17 protein-coding genes are annotated in these 15,980 nt (G+C 67.3%); 5 read left to right on the top strand and 12 right to left on the bottom strand.

Features of this window, described 5'->3' with window-relative positions; translation table 11 throughout:
* The first annotated feature begins 128 nt into the window (after positions 1-128).
* Positions 129-1,655 (top strand): DUF1254 domain-containing protein, encoded by a 1,527-nt coding sequence (locus tag LN047_RS01760; RefSeq protein WP_373981029.1) that lies wholly within the window; start codon positions 129-131, stop codon positions 1,653-1,655.
* 77 nt (positions 1,656-1,732) lie between these two features.
* The gene (locus LN047_RS01755; protein WP_056319320.1) at positions 1,733-2,239 is read left to right on the top strand and encodes an acyl-CoA thioesterase; all 507 of its coding nucleotides are present in this window, start codon (positions 1,733-1,735) and stop codon (positions 2,237-2,239) included.
* Positions 2,240-2,318: 79 nt separating this feature from the next.
* On the opposite strand, the gene LN047_RS01750 is transcribed toward LN047_RS01755, so the two are convergent.
* From LN047_RS01750 to LN047_RS01730, 5 genes are all read right to left on the bottom strand, one after another.
* A complete protein-coding gene (locus LN047_RS01750; protein WP_056319322.1) occupies positions 2,319-3,323 on the bottom strand; it encodes a sterol desaturase family protein in 1,005 nt (334 codons plus the stop codon).
* 2 nt (positions 3,324-3,325) lie between these two features.
* Entirely contained in the window at positions 3,326-4,126 is an 801-nt protein-coding gene (locus LN047_RS01745) for a polysaccharide deacetylase family protein (RefSeq protein ID WP_280004133.1), read from the bottom strand.
* On the bottom strand, positions 4,110-5,090 hold the full coding sequence (locus LN047_RS01740; RefSeq protein ID WP_373981028.1) for a YncE family protein: 981 nt from the start codon (positions 5,088-5,090) through the stop codon (positions 4,110-4,112). Before LN047_RS01740 ends, LN047_RS01745 begins: the two co-directional genes overlap by 17 nt.
* A gap of 197 nt (positions 5,091-5,287) precedes the next feature.
* Positions 5,288-6,136, bottom strand: coding sequence for a DUF2950 family protein (locus LN047_RS01735; protein ID WP_373981027.1), 849 nt, complete (start codon positions 6,134-6,136; stop codon positions 5,288-5,290).
* Between the two features lie 23 nt (positions 6,137-6,159).
* Positions 6,160-7,641, bottom strand: a complete 1,482-nt coding sequence (locus LN047_RS01730) for a DUF3300 domain-containing protein (protein ID WP_373981026.1) — start codon at positions 7,639-7,641, stop codon at positions 6,160-6,162.
* A 358-nt stretch (positions 7,642-7,999) separates the two neighbouring features.
* On the opposite strand from LN047_RS01730, the gene LN047_RS01725 reads away from it, so the two are divergent.
* Positions 8,000-8,437, top strand: a complete 438-nt coding sequence (locus LN047_RS01725; RefSeq protein ID WP_056319334.1) for a universal stress protein — start codon at positions 8,000-8,002, stop codon at positions 8,435-8,437.
* A gap of 8 nt (positions 8,438-8,445) precedes the next feature.
* On the opposite strand, the gene LN047_RS01720 is transcribed toward LN047_RS01725, so the two are convergent.
* The 4 genes from LN047_RS01720 to LN047_RS01705 all read right to left on the bottom strand — a co-directional run bounded on the left by LN047_RS01720 (position 8,446) and on the right by LN047_RS01705 (position 13,132).
* Positions 8,446-9,450: a 2Fe-2S iron-sulfur cluster-binding protein gene (locus tag LN047_RS01720; RefSeq protein ID WP_373981025.1), complete on the bottom strand. Its 1,005-nt coding sequence runs from the start codon at positions 9,448-9,450 to the stop codon at positions 8,446-8,448.
* A gap of 11 nt (positions 9,451-9,461) precedes the next feature.
* Positions 9,462-9,941, bottom strand: a complete 480-nt coding sequence (locus LN047_RS01715; protein WP_056319338.1) for a heme-binding protein — start codon at positions 9,939-9,941, stop codon at positions 9,462-9,464.
* 29 nt (positions 9,942-9,970) lie between these two features.
* A complete protein-coding gene (locus tag LN047_RS01710) occupies positions 9,971-11,431 on the bottom strand; it encodes an aldehyde dehydrogenase family protein (RefSeq protein WP_373981024.1) in 1,461 nt (486 codons plus the stop codon).
* A 168-nt stretch (positions 11,432-11,599) separates the two neighbouring features.
* Entirely contained in the window at positions 11,600-13,132 is a 1,533-nt protein-coding gene (locus LN047_RS01705; RefSeq protein ID WP_056319341.1) for a hypothetical protein, read from the bottom strand.
* A 229-nt stretch (positions 13,133-13,361) separates the two neighbouring features.
* Here LN047_RS01705 and LN047_RS01700 point away from each other — a divergent pair, with 229 nt between their 5' ends.
* Both LN047_RS01700 and LN047_RS01695 read left to right on the top strand, forming a co-directional pair.
* Positions 13,362-14,105 (top strand): sulfite exporter TauE/SafE family protein, encoded by a 744-nt coding sequence (locus LN047_RS01700; protein ID WP_056319344.1) that lies wholly within the window; start codon positions 13,362-13,364, stop codon positions 14,103-14,105.
* A gap of 79 nt (positions 14,106-14,184) precedes the next feature.
* On the top strand, positions 14,185-14,907 hold the full coding sequence (locus LN047_RS01695) for a GntR family transcriptional regulator (protein WP_056319346.1): 723 nt from the start codon (positions 14,185-14,187) through the stop codon (positions 14,905-14,907).
* 36 nt (positions 14,908-14,943) lie between these two features.
* On the opposite strand, the gene LN047_RS01690 is transcribed toward LN047_RS01695, so the two are convergent.
* The 3 genes from LN047_RS01690 to LN047_RS01680 are packed head-to-tail and all read right to left on the bottom strand — an operon-like array spanning position 14,944 to position 15,924.
* On the bottom strand, positions 14,944-15,288 hold the full coding sequence (locus LN047_RS01690; protein WP_056319348.1) for a 2Fe-2S iron-sulfur cluster-binding protein: 345 nt from the start codon (positions 15,286-15,288) through the stop codon (positions 14,944-14,946).
* Positions 15,289-15,292: 4 nt separating this feature from the next.
* The gene (locus tag LN047_RS01685) at positions 15,293-15,628 is read right to left on the bottom strand and encodes a hypothetical protein (RefSeq protein WP_063953027.1); all 336 of its coding nucleotides are present in this window, start codon (positions 15,626-15,628) and stop codon (positions 15,293-15,295) included.
* Positions 15,625-15,924 carry a 2Fe-2S iron-sulfur cluster-binding protein gene (locus LN047_RS01680; protein WP_056319481.1) on the bottom strand — a complete coding sequence of 100 codons (300 nt, stop codon included), beginning with the start codon at positions 15,922-15,924 and terminating at the stop codon, positions 15,625-15,627. Before LN047_RS01680 ends, LN047_RS01685 begins: the two co-directional genes overlap by 4 nt.
* Between the last annotated feature and the right edge of the window lie 56 nt (positions 15,925-15,980).

Below are 15,980 nucleotides of genomic sequence, written 5' to 3'. Positions count from 1 at the left end.
CGCCATGCCTGCTGGCGCGTCAGACCGGCGCTCTGGTCTGAATTTGACGGCAAAAGGCGCTTACTTCGCAGATTTTGTCGCAGTGCAGCACTGCTACGATGCCCGGCATTGCATGACTTGGAGCGCCGATGCGCCGCCTTGCCCCCTTGGCCCGAACCCTTGCCCTGTCGCTGGCCATCGCGCCCTGCGTGCTGGCGCCGCAGGCGTCCGTCCACGCGGCGCCCGCATCCCAGTCTCCCGCCGCCGCCGCCACCGAGGCGGCGCAGCAGGCGGCGATGGAAGGCTATCTGTATTTCTATCCGCTGGTCGTCATGGACCTGACGCGCCGCCAGTTCACCCATCCGGCGCAAGGGTCGCAAGGCGCTGCGCCCAACACCTTCGCGCACGTGCGCACCCTGCCCCGCGCGGGCGAGGCCACGCCGTGGTCGAACTTCGATGTGCTGCGCAGCACGGCTTGGCTGGACCTGACCGACGGACCCGTCGTGCTGTCCGCGCCCGACACGGCGGGCCGCCGGTACACGCTGACGCTGCTTGATATGTGGACCGACGTCTTCGCGACGCTGGGCAAACGCACCACCGGCACGGCGAAGGGCAACACCGCCATCGTGCCGCCCGGCTGGACCGGCACGCTGCCCTCCGGCATGGCCCGCATCGATGCGCCCACCGCCCACGTCTGGGCGAAGGTGCTGATCGACACGCGCGGCGGCGCCGACCAGGCGACGGTCAACGCGTTGCAGGACGGCTTCGCCGTGACGCCGCTGGCGCAATGGAACCTGCCCGCGCAGGCGCCGCGCCCGAAGCCGGACCCGTCCCTCGATCTGAAGATTCCGGCAAGCGAACAGGTAGACGCCATGCCGACCGACGCGTTCTTCACCTATGCGGCCGAGTTGCTGCGCAAGCATCCGCCACACGCCACGGACCAGCCCGTCCTCGTTCTGCTGCGGCGGGTGGGCCTGGCGCCGGGCCGCCCGTTCGACTTCGACAAGCTTGACCATTCCGCCAAGCAGGGCATGCGCCGCGGCGTGCGCGCGGCGCGCGACCGCATGGCGGCCGCGGCAGGCCACTCGCTGCGCGCCACGAACGGCTGGCTGCAGGAAACCGCCAGCGTCGGCGTGTACGGCAACGACTGGCTGCGCCGCGCGCTGGCCGCGCAGGCCCAGCCGGGCAGCGGGTTGCCCGAGGACCTGACCGTGCAAGTGCTGGCCACCGACAGCGAAGGCGCGCTGCTGGACGGCGCCCACGCATATACGCTGCATATCGCCAGCGACCAGTTGCCCGACACGGGCGCGTTCTGGTCGCTGGCCGCCTACGACGGCCAGGGCATGCCCGTGCCCAACCCGGTCAACCGCCACGCGCTCGGCAGCCGCGATCCGCTGCGCTACAACTCGGACGGCTCGCTGGACCTGATTTTCAGCAACACCGCGCCGGCGCCCGAGGACCAGTCCAACTGGCTGCCGATCCCCGCGGCCGGTCCGGTCGGCATGCTGCTGCGTGTCTACATCCCGGGTCCGGCGGTGCGCGATGGGCTGTGGACGCCCCCGGCCGTGAGCCGGATCGCAACGGAAGGTGAGGAAGGTGCGGCCGGCGATCCGGGGGCCGGCCAACCGGCGGCCGCCGCAGAGACGCCGCCCGCGCCGCCCCCCAAGAAACCCTGATCCGCCGTGGAAATACGGCGCGATGTCATGCGCCTGCCGCTACCATTAGCCTTTTATTGATGAATGAGCCGCCCGCCATGGACGACGCCTTTAGCCACCAATTGTCGATGACCATCCTGATGACGCCAGACATGGCGAATTTCTCAGGAAACGTACACGGCGGAACCATCCTCAAGTATCTGGACCAGGTGGCCTACGCCTGTGCCAGCCGGTACGCCGGCCAATACGTCGTGACGCTGTCCGTGGACCAGGTGGTGTTCCGCGAACCGATCCACGTGGGCGAGCTGGTGACGTTCCTGGCGGCCGTGAACTACACGGGCCGCACGTCGATGGAGATCGGCATCAAGGTCGTGACCGAGGACATCCGCAAGAAGCTGGTGCGTCACACCAACAGCTGCTATTTCACGATGGTTGCGGTGGACGACAAGGGCGCCCCGACAGCGGTGCCGCCGCTGGAGCCGCGCACGCACGAGGAAAAGCAGCGCTTCAAGGCGGCCGGCCTGCGCCGCGAACTGCGTCAGGAAATGGAACGCCGCCACGGCGAGATCAAGCGCGAAACCACGCACGACACGCCGGGCGCCTGATTGCCGCGTGGCGGCCTGGCAGTTATCCGGCCGCTACCCGATTCGCCCCCGCCGCTGGACAGCCAGCTGCGGGGGTTTTTCATGCGCGTTCGGCGCCGGCGGGCGGCACCGGCGGCGCGGCAGGTTCGCGGTCGCGGCCGATCATGCGCTTGATGCCCAGCCATTGCTGCGACCAGAAACTCCGGCCATAGTCGCGCCCGCCCAGTTCGGCCTGCTGGTCGTGGATGCCCGTGGGGCCGTACCCGACGCCAAAGCGCGCGGTGCGAAACACGACATCCCAGATCGGAAACAGCGCGGCAAAGTTGTAGCCGCCGGCCGGCCCTGGCGAGGAGGCGTCGTAGGCAATGGAATGGTGATGGCGATGAAAACGCGGGCTGACCAGAAGGCGCTCGCCCAGCGCGCCGAAATGCATGCGCAGGTTGGCGTGCGAAAAACTCTGCGCAAGCTGGGTGATGGCCACCACCATCACGAACTGCGCGGGCGGCACGCCCACCAGTTGCGACACGAACACGATGAGCACGTCGCGCAGCATGTCGTCCAGCAGGTGGTTGCGGTCGTCGCTCCAGATGGTCATCTGGCGCTGGCTGTGATGCACGGCATGCAGCGCCCACAGCCAGCCGAAGCGGTGCTGGGCCCGATGGTAGAAGTAATCCACCGCATCGAACAGCAGCAGGTAGATGATGAGGCTGACCCACGCCTTGTCCGTCACGCCGGGCCAGTACTGATCCAGCTGGAAGGGCGCGAAGCCCCACACGTGAAGCTGCCCGAAGACGCTGTCCCAGAAGGGATCGATGGTGAAAAACAGCACGAGCCGGAATGCGCCCAGGCGGTGGATCAGCGTGTACAGCACGTCGATGCCGATCTGGCGGCGGTCGGTGACCGGTTCCACGGGACGCAGGCGCTGCAGGGGCCCGAAGACCAGCACCAGCACCGCGATTTGAAGCAGGCCCACCAGCAGCCACATGGTGGCGTCGTAGCCGTCTTCGATGAAGTTGCTCAGGCCCAGATGGAACAGCGCGGGCTGAATCGCCGTCTCGAAGAGCCATTGCTGGCATTCCCCGAAGAGTTGGCTAAGCGTATCCATGATCAGTGATGCGTGGCGATCCAGTCGCGATAGGCCGGATGGGTGTTCAAGGTAGCGAAACAATAGCCCTTGCGCTGCAAACCTTCAATCAGCGGTTCCAGCACGGCGGGCGCCCAGGGATCCTGACGCGACCAGATGCCCAGGTGGGCCAGCAGGATGTCGCCGGGCTTGATGGTGCGCAGCGCCTGGTCCAGCAGCTTGGCATTGGGGTATTTGTCGCTGGGCAGCTCGTCGCCCAGGAAGCCCGCCGGCGACCAGCCCACGTGCTCGAAACCGCAGGCCTTGGCCGCCTTGAGCAGCGCGGGCGAGGTCTTGCCGCCGGGCGCGCGGTACAGCGGCAGCATGGCCTTGCCCGTCATCTGGCGGAACCGCTCGGCGGGGCGGCGGATCTCGGCGCAATACTGCTCGGCCGTCCACTCGGCGCGCTTGCCCGCGTCGGGACCGGCGCTGGGTTTGACGCGGAACTTGCCGCCCGGCAGGTCGCCCTGCCAATAGACGTGGTCGTAGGTGTGTGAGCCGAAGGCATGGCCTTCGGCGGCGCGCGCCTTCCACCAGGGCGCCCAGACGTCGTCCAGGCTGGCGCCGTCGGTCAGCGTGCGTTCGTTGGCCAGAAAGAAGGTGACCTTGACCTGATGGCGGGCCAGCACGTCGGCCACCAGCGGGGCAACGCCCATGTGACCGGTGTCGAACGTCAGGTACACGGGCTTGTCGCAGGTGGCCTGCGGCGCCGCGCCGGCCGCCGCGGTCGTCAGCGCCAGGCACAGGGCCGCGAAGCGGACCGCTCCCTTAGCGGGTCGGCGCATGGTTCAACGTCCAGACGCCGTGCGGCGACTTGCCCACGGGCACCTGATTGACGACCTTCTTCTGTTCCAGGTCCACCACCGTGAGCTTGCGCGCCCAGCGCGAGGTGACCAGCAGCGTCTTGCCGTCGGCCAGCACGTCCATGCAGTCCGGGCCGCCCGGCACCTGGAAGGTGTCCACGACCGTCAGCGTCTGCATGTCGATGCGGCTGATGGAGTTGGCGGTGCGGTTGCTGACGAACAGGTGGCGGTGGTCGCCCTGCGCCCGGAAGGCGTGCGCGCCCGGTGCGGTCTGGATGCGCTTGACCAGCTTGGCCGGGCCGTTGCTGACGTCATAGGCTTCCACGTACGAGTCGCCGGTCAACGCCACCAGCAGCGTCTTCTGGTCGGGCGTCAGGAACACGTCGGCGGGCGTCTTGCCGACGGACACCGTCCACTTGGGCGTCTGCGTGGCCAGATCGATGGCGATGAGCTGATCGCTGTCCTGCAGCGTGACGTAGGCCGTCGTGCTGTGCTTGTCGATCATGATGTGGCTGGGCGTCTTGCCCGCCTGGATGCGCTTGACCAGCGTCAGGTCAAAGCCTTTTTCCAGCGGCTTCCAGGCATAGATGTCGATGTGGTCCAGGCGGTTGGCCGCCGTGACGAACCACTTCATGTCCGGCGAGAACTGCAACTGGTAGGGATCGACGATGCCGGTCAGCGTGCGCTGCACGTCGCCCGTCTTGGGATCCATCAACGTGATGGTGTCGCCCGTGGCGTTGGCCACCATGAGCGACTTTTCATCGGGCGTCAGATACAGGTGATGCGGCTCTTTGCCCGTGGGTACGCGGCGCAGTTCCTTGTAGGTGGCCGGGTCGATGATGCTGACGTTGGCGTCCAGGGAGTTCAGGACAAAGATCGGGGCCGAAGCCGCCGCGGCGCTAAGCGCCATCCCCACGCCGAATACGGCGTAGCGGAGGAAAGACATGGGGTTCAATTTGGAGATCCGGCAAAGGGAAATCGGGCAGTCACCCGGTGCTCGCCATTGTAGGCACAGCCGCCTGACAAAAGGGCCACAGGGGGGCTTGTGAATGCGGTGCAGCAAGGGCTTGAGGGGCAAACCCGCACGCCTGTTGCGACCCCGCAACAGGCCCGTGAAATGGGCGTCATATGGCCCCGAAAAACCTATTTGACGGGCGTGGCCTGGCCGCTCGCGTCGACCCAGTTTCCGGTGCGGATATCGGCCTCCCGCAAGGCCGCCGCGCGCGCCGCCGACGACGGCCCCAGATCGCTTTCCAGGACGCCGCCTTCCGGGCCGACGACGAACGTGCCGATCCCGGTCTGCCCGTACCGCGCGGGCCACGCGACGATGCGATACGCGTTGTCCGGCCCGCCCGGCAGCACCTTGTAGCGATAGCCGAAATAGGCGTCGTCCACGGGCACGTCGGGGCCCATCGCCAGCGCGTCCGGTCCGAACGCCTGCTGGGGCGCGCCCGGCACGTCCGGCCAGTAAAGACCGTCGCGCTCGCCGGCGCGGCTGACCAGCCGCATGGCATACCGGCCCTGCCCCACTCCTTGGGCGTAGCGCGTCTGCGCGGCCTGCAGTTCCTGCAGGGTTTCGATGGCGGTCAGCTCGTTGCGGTCGATGGCGCGGCGCTGGATTTCCGCCTTGCCCGCCACCGGGTCGAAGCGCCATCCCTGGCCGGCGCGCACCAGCGGCACCGGCAGCGTCCAGCCCGACTCGCCCACCGTCACCCACGCCCGGCCGCCGTCGGCAACGATGTCGTGCTTACGCGCCCATGCCGCCAGGTAGCGATAGATGTTCTCCTGGTCGACGCCGCCCGGCACTAGCTGCCGGTGGTTCGGGCCCAGCACTTTTCTCAGGGCATCGACGTCGTTCAGGGCCAGCGAATCGGTGAACGCCTGCGCGGCGGCCTGGGCGCTGGGATACACGGCCTGCGACAGGGCGGGCGCCGATGCGCCGAGCGCGAGGGCCAAGGCAAGACACAGCGCGCGCAAACGGGCGATCGTCATAGGTAGTCCCTTGTCCATGATGCTTATCTCCGGCCGCCGCCACCGCCACGGCCGCCCCCGCCGCCACGCGGGGCGCCTGCGCCACCGCTGCGGTGAGGTGCGCTGGCGCCGGTGCTGCGTTGTCCGCCGCCGCCGCGGCTCATCTCGCCGCGCTGGTTCTGCTGCCGCATGCGGTCGCCGTCGCCCGCCCCGGAGAGGGCGTTCTGGCTGTTCGATGCCCGCGCCCGGTCGCGCGCGGCCGCTTCGTCGGCGCGCTGGCGCTGTGCCGCCGCCTGGCGGTCCTGCGTGGAGACGCTGCCCGTCGATACGCTGGCGCCTCGGTCTTGCGGGCGGCTCTGGGTCGACACGTTGGAACTGCGATCCTGCGGACGGTTCTGGGTCGACACGCTGGAGCTGCGATCGCGCGCACCTTGCCCCGCTTGCGATCCCTGCTCCCGGCCCGCCGCGCCGTCGCCCCGCGCCGCGCCCTGGCCGCGCGAACCATCCGCCCCGGCATGCCCCGCAATGGGCTGTCCGGTGCGGCCTTCGAAGGACTGCGCCGCCCGCTGCCGCGCGGCGTCGCGAGACCCCGCGGCGGGCGCCGTGCCCGTCGTCCGGGCCCCTGCGCCGCCCGACTGGGCCCGGCTCTGCAGCCCCGCCTGCCGCTGGCTGTCAAACCGCTGCCGGCTGGCCGGGTCTGCATACGGCGCGTTGCCCCGGTTGGCGGCGTTGTGCTGCCAGGTGGCCCGGTTGCTGTTCACGTTGTTGCGGTCGATGCGATTGTTGACGTTGATGTTGTTGTAGCGGTCCACGTCGATATCGACGTCGCCGTGCCCCCAGTTGGCCTCGCCCCACAACGAATTGATCGCCGCCACGCCCACGCCGAAGCCAATGCCCGCCACAAGCGCGCTCCCGAACACCGAGCCGGGCGGCGGCGGATAGTAATAAGGGGGGTATGACGGATAAGCCCACGTGCCGTAGACCACCGTGGGGTTGTAACTGGGCACATAGACCACCTGCGGATCGGCCGGTTCGATCAGCACCACAGTCTTCTCGTTGGCGGTGGTGGTCTTGACCGTCTGCTGCGGCGTGCTTTTCAGATTGCCTGCCTTTTGCGCCTGCGTGCGCAGCCGCTGGACGGCGTCCATCACGGCCTCGGGTTGCGCCAGGAAAGCGTCGCCCACGGACTTCACCCAGCCGGGCTCGCGGCCCATCATGTCCATGACCGAGGGAAAGGCGACCAGCGACTTGACGCTGGGATCCCAGGTCTCGGCGTCCACGGCGCGCACGGCGTCGTCGCCGGACTGATCGGTGTGCGCGGCCGACCATTTGGCGGCGGCCGCGATGTCGTCCGGGTACGTGGACCCCATTAGGATTTGCGACAGCAGCGCATCCGGGTAAAGCGCGACGGGCGCCATGAGCTGATCGAGCTGCGCGTTGCTGAGCTTGGTTTGCGCCAAGGCGGGAAAACAGAGGGACAGCCCCAGGCACATCAGGCCGATGAACCACTTTCGCAGTCGCCGCATTTCCGTTCTCCGCACACAGCAAGACGCCACAAGCCAGGAGGGAACCGCCGGATATCGCCCGGTCAATATATGCCTAACGCCAGCCGTTTGGAAGCGTGGGCCGCGGGGCGAGAAGGTGTCTGACACCCTGGGGAGATGGCCGTCAGCTTGCGGCGGCGTCTCAGAGGGTGTCAGACACCGGTGCCAGCCTGAGCGATCCCAGAGGGTGTCAGACACCGTTCATCTTCCCGCGCCGTATCAGCGGATGCCCGACACCGGCGCAAGCGGCTCGTCCTTTTGCACGCTGGTTTGCGTTCGCCCAGGGGCCTATACTGGATTCGCCGTTGCTGGACATTCCTTTTCCTAAAGGAGAGGCAACATGTACAGGCACTTGCTCATCGCCGTGGACGGTTCGCTGCTGTCCGAGTCGGCATTCAAGCGCGCGCTCGTTTTCGCCAAGGAAATGGGCGCCACCATCACCCTGCTGCGCGCCATTCCGGAAGACCATCTGCTGGTCTATCAGGCCGAGATGCTGGGCACAACCGAAGGACACCACACCGACCAGGCGCGCCGGAATGCGCAGGCGTATCTGGACGGACTGGAGACCGAGGCGCGGCACGCGCTCGTGCCTTGCGAAGCGATCGTCATGGTGAACGACCATCCGCACGAGGCCATTGTCGAGACCGCGCAGAAGACCGGGTGCGACCTGATTGTGATGGGCTCGCACGGGCGGCACGGGATGACGGGCTTTCTGCTGGGCAGCGAGACACAGCGCGTGCTGGCGCGCACGCGGCTGCCGGTGCTGGTGTATCGCTAGCCCGGCGCTCAGACGGCGGCCAACGCGTGCTGGAAGGTGAAGCTGTCGGCGTACAGATGATCCAGGCTGGCGCCCCGTTCGGCCAGCAGGCTTTTGGCCTGTCGGATCATTTCGGGCGCGCCGCACAGGTAGAAGGCATGCTCGGACAGGTCGGCGTGGTCGGCCAGGACCGCCTCCTGCACATAGCCGCGGCGCCCCTGCCAATCGGCCCCCGCGCGCGACAGCACGGGCACGAAGTTGAATTCGTACAGGCGGGACGCCCAGCTTTCGATCTCGTCGCGCAGGTACAGGTCGGCTTCGGTGCGCATGCCCCAATACAGCGTCACGGGCGGGCAGTCCTCGTTGTCCAGCAGCGATTCGAGGATTGCCTTGATCGGCGCAATGCCGGTCCCCGTGGCCATCATGATGAGCGGGCGCCAATCTTCCTCGTGATAGCTGAAGACGCCCAGCGGCGCCTCGATCTCCACGGGCGCGCCCGCCGCCGCCTGCCCCAGCCACTGGTCCGTGTAGCGGCCGCCGGGAATGCGCCGCACGTGAAAGTCGACCAGATTGCCCGCAGGCGCCGAGGCCATGGAGAAACTGCGCGTCTCGCCGTCGGGCAGCACCACGTTCATGTACTGGCCGGGCACGTAATCCAGCGCCTCTGGCAGCGCCAGCGTCAGGTGGAAGACGTCGTCGCAGAAGCGATGGATGCGGTGGATCGTGGCGCAGATGCGGCGGGGATCGGGAAATGCCTGCCGGCTGCTGGCGACGCTGATGCGCAGGTCGCCGGCCGGAAGCGCCTGGCACGCCAGTGCGTAGCCTTGTTCGGCCTCTTCGGGGGTCAGCGCCATGGGGAATTCGTCGTAGCGCACCGCGCCCGATTCCAGCTTGATGCGGCAGGTGCCGCAGCCGCCGAACGTGCATTCGTGCGGCAGCTTCACCGATGACCGCTCCGCGGCCTGCAGCACGGTTTCGCCTTCTTCGACCTCGAAGGCGGTCTCGGTTTCCAGAATGTGCACGCGGTATGCCATGGCGCCCTCGCCTATTTCTTGATGTCCGCTTCGACCAGCACCTTCATGCCGCGCGGCTCCAGCAGTTCGCCCAGCGCGGCCAGTGCCGCCAGGCCGGCTTTGGTGTCCTGCTCGCCGTTGCCGCCGCTCAGGCCCACGCCGCCGATCACCTCGCCGTTCACGACGATGGGAAAACCGCCGACGAACACCGCAAACTTGCCGTCAAAGCTCCACTGGATGCCGAAGGCTTCGTTGCCGGGCAGCGCCGGACCATTCGGCGGGGTGTTGAACAGGTGGGTCGAACGCTTGTGGCCGGCGGCGGTGAAGGCCTTGTTCCAGGCGATCTGCGGACCGGTGATGCGCGCGCCGTCCATGCGCTCCAGCGCGATCGGATAGCCGCCATCGTCCACGATGCAGATCGATTCCAGGACGCCGATTTCCTGCGACTTGGCGATGGCGGCGCGCACCATGACGCGCGCTTCTTCGAGTTCCAGGCGATAGATCTGTTTCATGTGCAAAACCTCGGTTGGGGGATGGGCCGTCAGCCGGCGCGGTAGACGGTCTTGATCTGGGTGTAGAACTCCAGGCCCACGCGGCCCGATTCGCGGAACGTGGACGTGCTGGAATGCTTCAGGCCGCCGAACGGCGCGTTGATCAGGTTGCCGGTGGTGGTGCGGTTGATCTTGACGGTGCCCGCCTGGATGTCGCGCGCAAAGCGGTGCGCGTAGCGCGCGTCGGTGGTTGCGATGGCGGCCGACAGGCCATATTCCGTGTCGTTGGCCTGGGCGATGGCGTCTTCATAGCCGTCGACCTCGATCAGCGCGATCACGGGCCCGAAGATTTCCTCGCGGGCGATGCGCATCTGCTGAGTCACGCCGGCAAAGAGCGCGGGCGTCACGTAGTACCCGCGGTCAAAGCCGGGACCGGTCAGGCGGTCGCCGCCATGCAGGTGTGTGGCCTCCTCCTTGCCCAGTTCGATGTAGCCCAGCACGTTGTCCAGCTGCCGCGCGGTGGCCAGCGGGCCCAGGTCGAAGTTGCCTTCCAGACCGTTGCCGATGGTCAGCGTGCGGATCTTGGCCAGCAGCTTTTCCGTGTAGGCCTGGCTGACCTTGCGATCGACCAGCACACGGCTGGTGCCCGTGCAGGCCTGGCCGCTCAGCGAGAAGCCGCCCTTGACCGCCAGGTCCACCGTCCGGTCCAGGTCGGCGTCGGCCAGCACGATCAACGGATTCTTGCCGCCCAGTTCCATCTGCGTGCGGGTGGTCAGCCCCGCGGTGCGGTGAATCTGCTCGCCGGCGGCTGTCGAGCCGGTGAAGGAAATGGCGCGCACCTGGGGCGCCCCCGTGATGGCTTCGCCCACCGCGCCCGCCGGGCCGGTCAGGAAGTTCAGCACCCCGGCCGGCAGCCCGGCGCGCACGAACGCTTCGGTCAGACGGTAGCCCGACATCGGCGCGTCGGAAGACGGTTTGAACACCACCGTGTTGCCCATGATGAGCGCGGGCGCAATCTTGCGCGCCGGGATCGAGATGGGGAAATTCCACGGCGAGATCACGGTCACCACGCCCAGCGGCTCGCGCTGGCTGTAGACGATCATGTCCGGGTCGTCGTTGACGAAGGTCTCGCCCGTGAAGGACTGGCCCTCGACGGCGTAGAAGCGGATCGTCTGCGCCGAGCGCAGCACCTCGTCCTTGGCCAGGTTCACGCCCTTGCCCTCTTCGCGGGTCAGTTCGCGCGCAATGGAATCGGCGTTGTCTTCCAGATGCTGCGCCGCCCGGAACAGGATGGCCGCGCGCTTGGAGATCGGCGTGTCGCGCCACGCGGCGAAGGCGGCCTCGGCGGCCTGCACGGCCTGCTTGGCGTCGTCGGCGCCGGACACCTGAAAGTGGCCCACGACGTCGTCGGTGTCGGCCGGATTGCGGTTGGGCGCGGTCTTGCCCGTGACGCTGGGCGTCCACTGGCCGCCGATGTAGTTCAAAAAGGCTTGCTGCGAGAGATCGTCCACGGGAGCGCTTCCTTGAGTTGGGTCCGGCGTGGCCGGGCGTGAGGCGGTCGGGCTAAGTTCAGAACATTGTATACTTTAATCACTACGCGACGATCAGTGGAAACCCCACCCGATCCGGCAGCAAAAAGGCTCCCTCGCGGGAGCCTTTTCCCATGCGTGCGTTGAATATCAACGCCAGATCAGCACCGCGCAGGTGGTCGAAACGAACAGCGCAAGCAGCACCGGCAGCAACAGCGCGCGAACCAGCGACAGCACGTTGACCCGCGCAAACCCCGCCACGGCGATCAACGACGACCAGGCAATCAGCGTGCCCCCGCCCGTCCACACCGCGCCCATCTGCCCCACCGCCGCCAACGTGGCGGGGTCCACGCCCACCACCGGGCCCAGCGCGCCGGACAGCGTGCCGGTGAGCGGCAGCCCGGCAAAGCCGGAGCCGTCGATGCCGGTGATCATGCCGACCAGGAGCACGCCGAAGGCGACCAGGAAGTGGTTCTCGGGGATCAGGTGCTGGGCCGCCGAAATGACTTCGAACAGCAGACCGGGGGCCTGCGCCGGCGGCACGCCCAGGATCTGGGCGGCCGTCTCGTGGGCGCCCACGAAGAAGAAGCCGGCAATCGGCAGGACCGAGCCCATTGCCTTGAAGGCGAACACGAAGCCGTCGGTCACGTGCTCGGGGCAGACGTCCAGCATCTTGCGCGGGCCCTCGGCCGCCAGGGTCACCAGCATCATGACCACGAACGCCACGCCGCCCACCAGCGCCGCCGCATCGCCGCCGCGCAGGGCGGGCAGCGACGGAAAGAGACGCGGCAGCACCATGACCCCGATCACGGCCAGGAACGCCAGCGGCGTCACCACGGCGAACACCTTGGACCAGCGCACGCGGCGGCGCTCTTCTTCGCTCAGCACCGGGCCGCTGGGCAAGGCCGGATCGGCGCCCATCGTGCCGCGCGCGAGTTCCGCCTTGTCGAACGAGCCGGCCTGTTCGATCTTCGCCAGGCTGCCGTCCTGCGCGCGGGCCTGCCAGGCCGACAACAGGGCCGGATCGGCCGGCACGATCTGGCGGCGAACCAGCAGATAGGCCGCCACCAGCGCGATCCCGCCGGTGATCAGCGACAGCACGAGCGCGCGGTCTGCCACCACCGCCGCGCTGACGGCCGCCCCCGCCGCCTTGGCGCTGATGCTGGGCGCCACGCCGATCACGTAATCGGAGGACAGGGCCATGCCCTGGCCCGCGATGGCGATGGCCATGGCGCCGGCCAGCGGCGGCAACCCGGCGGCGATGGCCGCGGGCAGCAGGATGGCGGACACCAGCGGCACGGCGGGCGTGGGCCAGAAGAACAGCGAGATCACGTAGGTACAGAGGGCGATGATCACGAAGGACGAATGCCCGCCCCGCATGACCCGCCGGAACGGCTGCACCATGCGCACGTCCGCCTGAAGCGTCTTGAGCGCGTTGAGCAGCGCCGTCATGAACGTGATGACCAGAAAGATGTTGAAGAGCTCCTTGGCGGCGACAAAGCTGGCCGAAAAGATGCCGATCAGCGCGCTGATCGGATTGCCCGTGATCGCCAGCACCACCAGAAACGTGCCAATTACCGATGGCACCACGACATTGGCGCGCAGGATCATCGTCAGGATGATGGCGGCCACGCTGATCAGGTAAATCCAATGAGCCGCAGTGAGCACGACGTCGGATTGCATGCGCTATTCCCCTTGTATGCGTGGCTGTTGGGTCGCCACACTCGGTATACTATATTTCGTTCGAAGCCATACCAATCGAAATATGCACCGCCTAGGGAAAGCGATAGTGCCGTTTTCGGACACCTTTTGGACGAAAAATCAAGGGATTACCCTTAATTTTCTGGATTTGTCTGGCAGCGCGCGATTTCCTAGATAGACTATCGTATACATAAATTACAAAGTCCGACGCATGCTGTCTTCCCTGTCGTTCCCGGATGCGTGGCATTACGCCGCCATGGCTGCCGTGGTGTTTGGCGCCGCCGTGGCGCAGGGCGTGGGCGGGGTGGGATTTGCGATGTTCGCCGCGCCCGTTGCGGCGATGTTCTTTCCGCAGCTCGCACCCGGACCGCTTTTGACGCTGGGCGGCTTCATCTCGCTGTTGACCGCCCTGCGCGAGCGCGCCGCCATCGATTGGCCCGCCGTCTCGTATGCATTGGCGGGGCGGGCCGTCGGCACCTTGATCGCCATCTATGCCATGGCGCGCTTCGCCCCGCAGGCGCTGGGCGTGCTCTTTGCCTGCATGATCCTGGCCGCCGTGGGGCTGAGCGTGGCGGGCTTGCGGTTTTCCGCGACGCCCGGACGGGTGTCGGGCGCGGGCGTCGCCTCCGGCATCATGGGCACGATGACTTCGGTGGGCGCGCCGCCCATTGCTATCGTGCTGCAGCATGCCGCCCCGCCCCGGCTGCGCGCCACGCTGGGAATGGTGCTTTTTCTGGGATCCATTTTTTCGCTGGCCATGCTGGCGCTGGCCAAGCGCTACACGGGTTATCACGCGGGCCTTGCCCTTAGCCTGGCGCCATTTCTGCTGGCCGGTTTTGCGGTCTCCAACCGGCTGCGCACCCTGCTGCCACCGCGCGCCGTCCGTGGCGTGCTGCTCGCGGCCTGCGTCATGGGCGCGGTGGGGGTGCTGGTCAAGACATTCTGGGTGCATTGATGCGGCACGCCACCGGCGACGGCCAGCGACACCCGGTAATACAATGGAGACTGTATCCATTACGCCAAACCTGCTCGCCATGACAACCTCCCCCGTCAGTCCGCAAGCCGCAGAGACGCAGCACTCCTCCCCGCTGAAGATCGGCGAGCAGCATCCGCAGTTGTTTGCCGTCATCCGCGACAAGCTGCGCGAACGCATCCTGAGCGGCGAATTCACCCCCGGCGACCGCCTGGTCGAAGGCCGCCTGTCCGAGGAAATGGGCGTGTCCCGCATCCCGGTGCGCGAGGCGCTGCGCGCGCTCGCCGCCGAAGGCCTGGTCACGATCGAGCCGCGCCGCGGCGCGTCCGTGTCGGTGCTGTCGGACGCCGTGGCCTACGACATGGTGGAAGTGCGCGCCACACTGGAAGGCTTGAACGCCAAGCTGGCCGCGCAGCGCCGCGACGAGAAAACGGTCGAGCGCCTGCAGGCCTTCCTGCGCGAGGGCACCGAGGCCGCGCGCGAAGAGAAGCTGGACAAGTTCCTGGCGCTGAACTCGCAGTTTCATGAAATGCTGGCCACGATCGGCGGCAATGTGGTGCTGACCGACCTGATGCGTTCTCTGCGCGACCGCACCGCGCTGCTGTTCGCGCCCAGCAACATGCGCCGGGCCAAACAGAACTGGGACGACCATTCGCAGATCCTGAACGCCGTCATCGCCGGCAATGGCGATCTTGCAGCGCTCTTGGCCAGCCAGCATGTGCACAATGCCGCCAAGGCCTACGCCGAGGCCCAGCAGCCGCCGCAGCAGGCCTCCGTGGCCTGATTGCCGGGCGCCGGCGCACTCAGGCGCCGGCCTCATTCATGCCGGGGACGCTTCTACCGGGCCGGACGCCGCGTCCACCACGATGCCCTTGCCGTTCTGCACCACCCACGACACCTTGACGTCGCCATTCACGAAGGTCTGGCAGGCCATGCGGTAGCCGGCCTCGAAGTCCTCGGGCCGCAGGTGCTTGCGCTCCTTGGGCTTGATGGCGTCGGTGTTTTCCAGCCCTTCCTCGATCCGGCACTTGCAGGTGCCGCACAGGCCGCCCCCGCACTTGAACGGGATGCCGCCCTTTTCCTTGAGCGACACGCGCAGAAGGTTGCTGTTCTCCGGCGCGGTGGCGACCTTGCCGCCGTTGGATATGAACGTGATCTGAACCATGTCGTCAGTGCTCCGTGGCGCGCACGCCGGACCGCAGCGTCAGCGTCGACGCCATGCTGCCAAAACGCGTCAGGTGCGCGAGCTCCTTGCGGGCCGCGTCCACCGACGAGAACTTCTCCAGAAATTTGGACGGCACGTGGTTGACCACGTAGGGCGGCGTTTCCTCGGTGACGACCAGCTTGATCTCGCGGTCCAGGCGGGCGATGCTGAACACGGCCAGCGCGCGTCCGTAGAACACGTAGTCATAGGTCTCGATGATGTCCGCGCCCTCGCCCGCCTCGGTGCGGAAGATGCCGGGCTTGGAGGTCAGGATCACATAGGTCGAATCCTGCGCCATCATGCCTCCACGTCCTGGGTCAACTCGATGTCGCTGTTCAGCCAGAGCTGGCACGCCAGCCGGTAGCCTTGCTCGACGCGTTCGCCCAGCTGCTTCTTTTCCTTCCAGTTCACCGGCGGCAGATGCTCGGCCCCGGCGATGATGCGGCAGGCGCACTTGGCGCACTTGCCCATGCCGCATTCGTAGCGCAGATGCGGAAACGGAAACTGCTTGATGCCGGCCCGCACCACCAGGTTGGTGTTGTCCTTCACCACATCGGTGTAGGTCTGGCCGCCTTTATGAAACACAACGGTAGGCATGAGGTCTTCGTCCAGGTTCTGCGGTGCGGCACCCGCCCGGGCGTGCCGGGCGGGCA

This window comes from Achromobacter sp. JD417, from assembly GCF_041879325.1.
GTDB lineage: Bacteria > Pseudomonadota > Gammaproteobacteria > Burkholderiales > Burkholderiaceae_B > Achromobacter > Achromobacter mucicolens.
This window is presented reverse-complemented; position numbering and strand designations above follow the sequence as displayed.

What these genes read in the sequence shown, in the direction of transcription:
- LN047_RS01690 (WP_056319348.1), bottom strand. Translation starts at nt 15,288, where the DNA reads ATGGTTCAGATCACGTTCATATCCAACGGCGGCAAGGTCGCCACCGCG.
- LN047_RS01715 (WP_056319338.1), bottom strand. Translation starts at nt 9,941, where the DNA reads ATGAAACAGATCTATCGCCTGGAACTCGAAGAAGCGCGCGTCATGGTG.
- LN047_RS01695 (WP_056319346.1), top strand. Translation starts at nt 14,185, where the DNA reads ATGACAACCTCCCCCGTCAGTCCGCAAGCCGCAGAGACGCAGCACTCC.
- LN047_RS01755 (WP_056319320.1), top strand. Translation starts at nt 1,733, where the DNA reads ATGGACGACGCCTTTAGCCACCAATTGTCGATGACCATCCTGATGACG.
- LN047_RS01735 (WP_373981027.1), bottom strand. Translation starts at nt 6,136, where the DNA reads ATGACGATCGCCCGTTTGCGCGCGCTGTGTCTTGCCTTGGCCCTCGCG.
- LN047_RS01750 (WP_056319322.1), bottom strand. Translation starts at nt 3,323, where the DNA reads ATGGATACGCTTAGCCAACTCTTCGGGGAATGCCAGCAATGGCTCTTC.
- LN047_RS01730 (WP_373981026.1), bottom strand. Translation starts at nt 7,641, where the DNA reads ATGCGGCGACTGCGAAAGTGGTTCATCGGCCTGATGTGCCTGGGGCTG.
- LN047_RS01685 (WP_063953027.1), bottom strand. Translation starts at nt 15,628, where the DNA reads ATGATGGCGCAGGATTCGACCTATGTGATCCTGACCTCCAAGCCCGGC.
- LN047_RS01720 (WP_373981025.1), bottom strand. Translation starts at nt 9,450, where the DNA reads ATGGCATACCGCGTGCACATTCTGGAAACCGAGACCGCCTTCGAGGTC.
- LN047_RS01740 (WP_373981028.1), bottom strand. Translation starts at nt 5,090, where the DNA reads ATGTCTTTCCTCCGCTACGCCGTATTCGGCGTGGGGATGGCGCTTAGC.
- LN047_RS01760 (WP_373981029.1), top strand. Translation starts at nt 129, where the DNA reads ATGCGCCGCCTTGCCCCCTTGGCCCGAACCCTTGCCCTGTCGCTGGCC.
- LN047_RS01700 (WP_056319344.1), top strand. Translation starts at nt 13,362, where the DNA reads ATGCTGTCTTCCCTGTCGTTCCCGGATGCGTGGCATTACGCCGCCATG.
- LN047_RS01745 (WP_280004133.1), bottom strand. Translation starts at nt 4,126, where the DNA reads ATGCGCCGACCCGCTAAGGGAGCGGTCCGCTTCGCGGCCCTGTGCCTG.
- LN047_RS01705 (WP_056319341.1), bottom strand. Translation starts at nt 13,132, where the DNA reads ATGCAATCCGACGTCGTGCTCACTGCGGCTCATTGGATTTACCTGATC.
- LN047_RS01680 (WP_056319481.1), bottom strand. Translation starts at nt 15,924, where the DNA reads ATGCCTACCGTTGTGTTTCATAAAGGCGGCCAGACCTACACCGATGTG.
- LN047_RS01725 (WP_056319334.1), top strand. Translation starts at nt 8,000, where the DNA reads ATGTACAGGCACTTGCTCATCGCCGTGGACGGTTCGCTGCTGTCCGAG.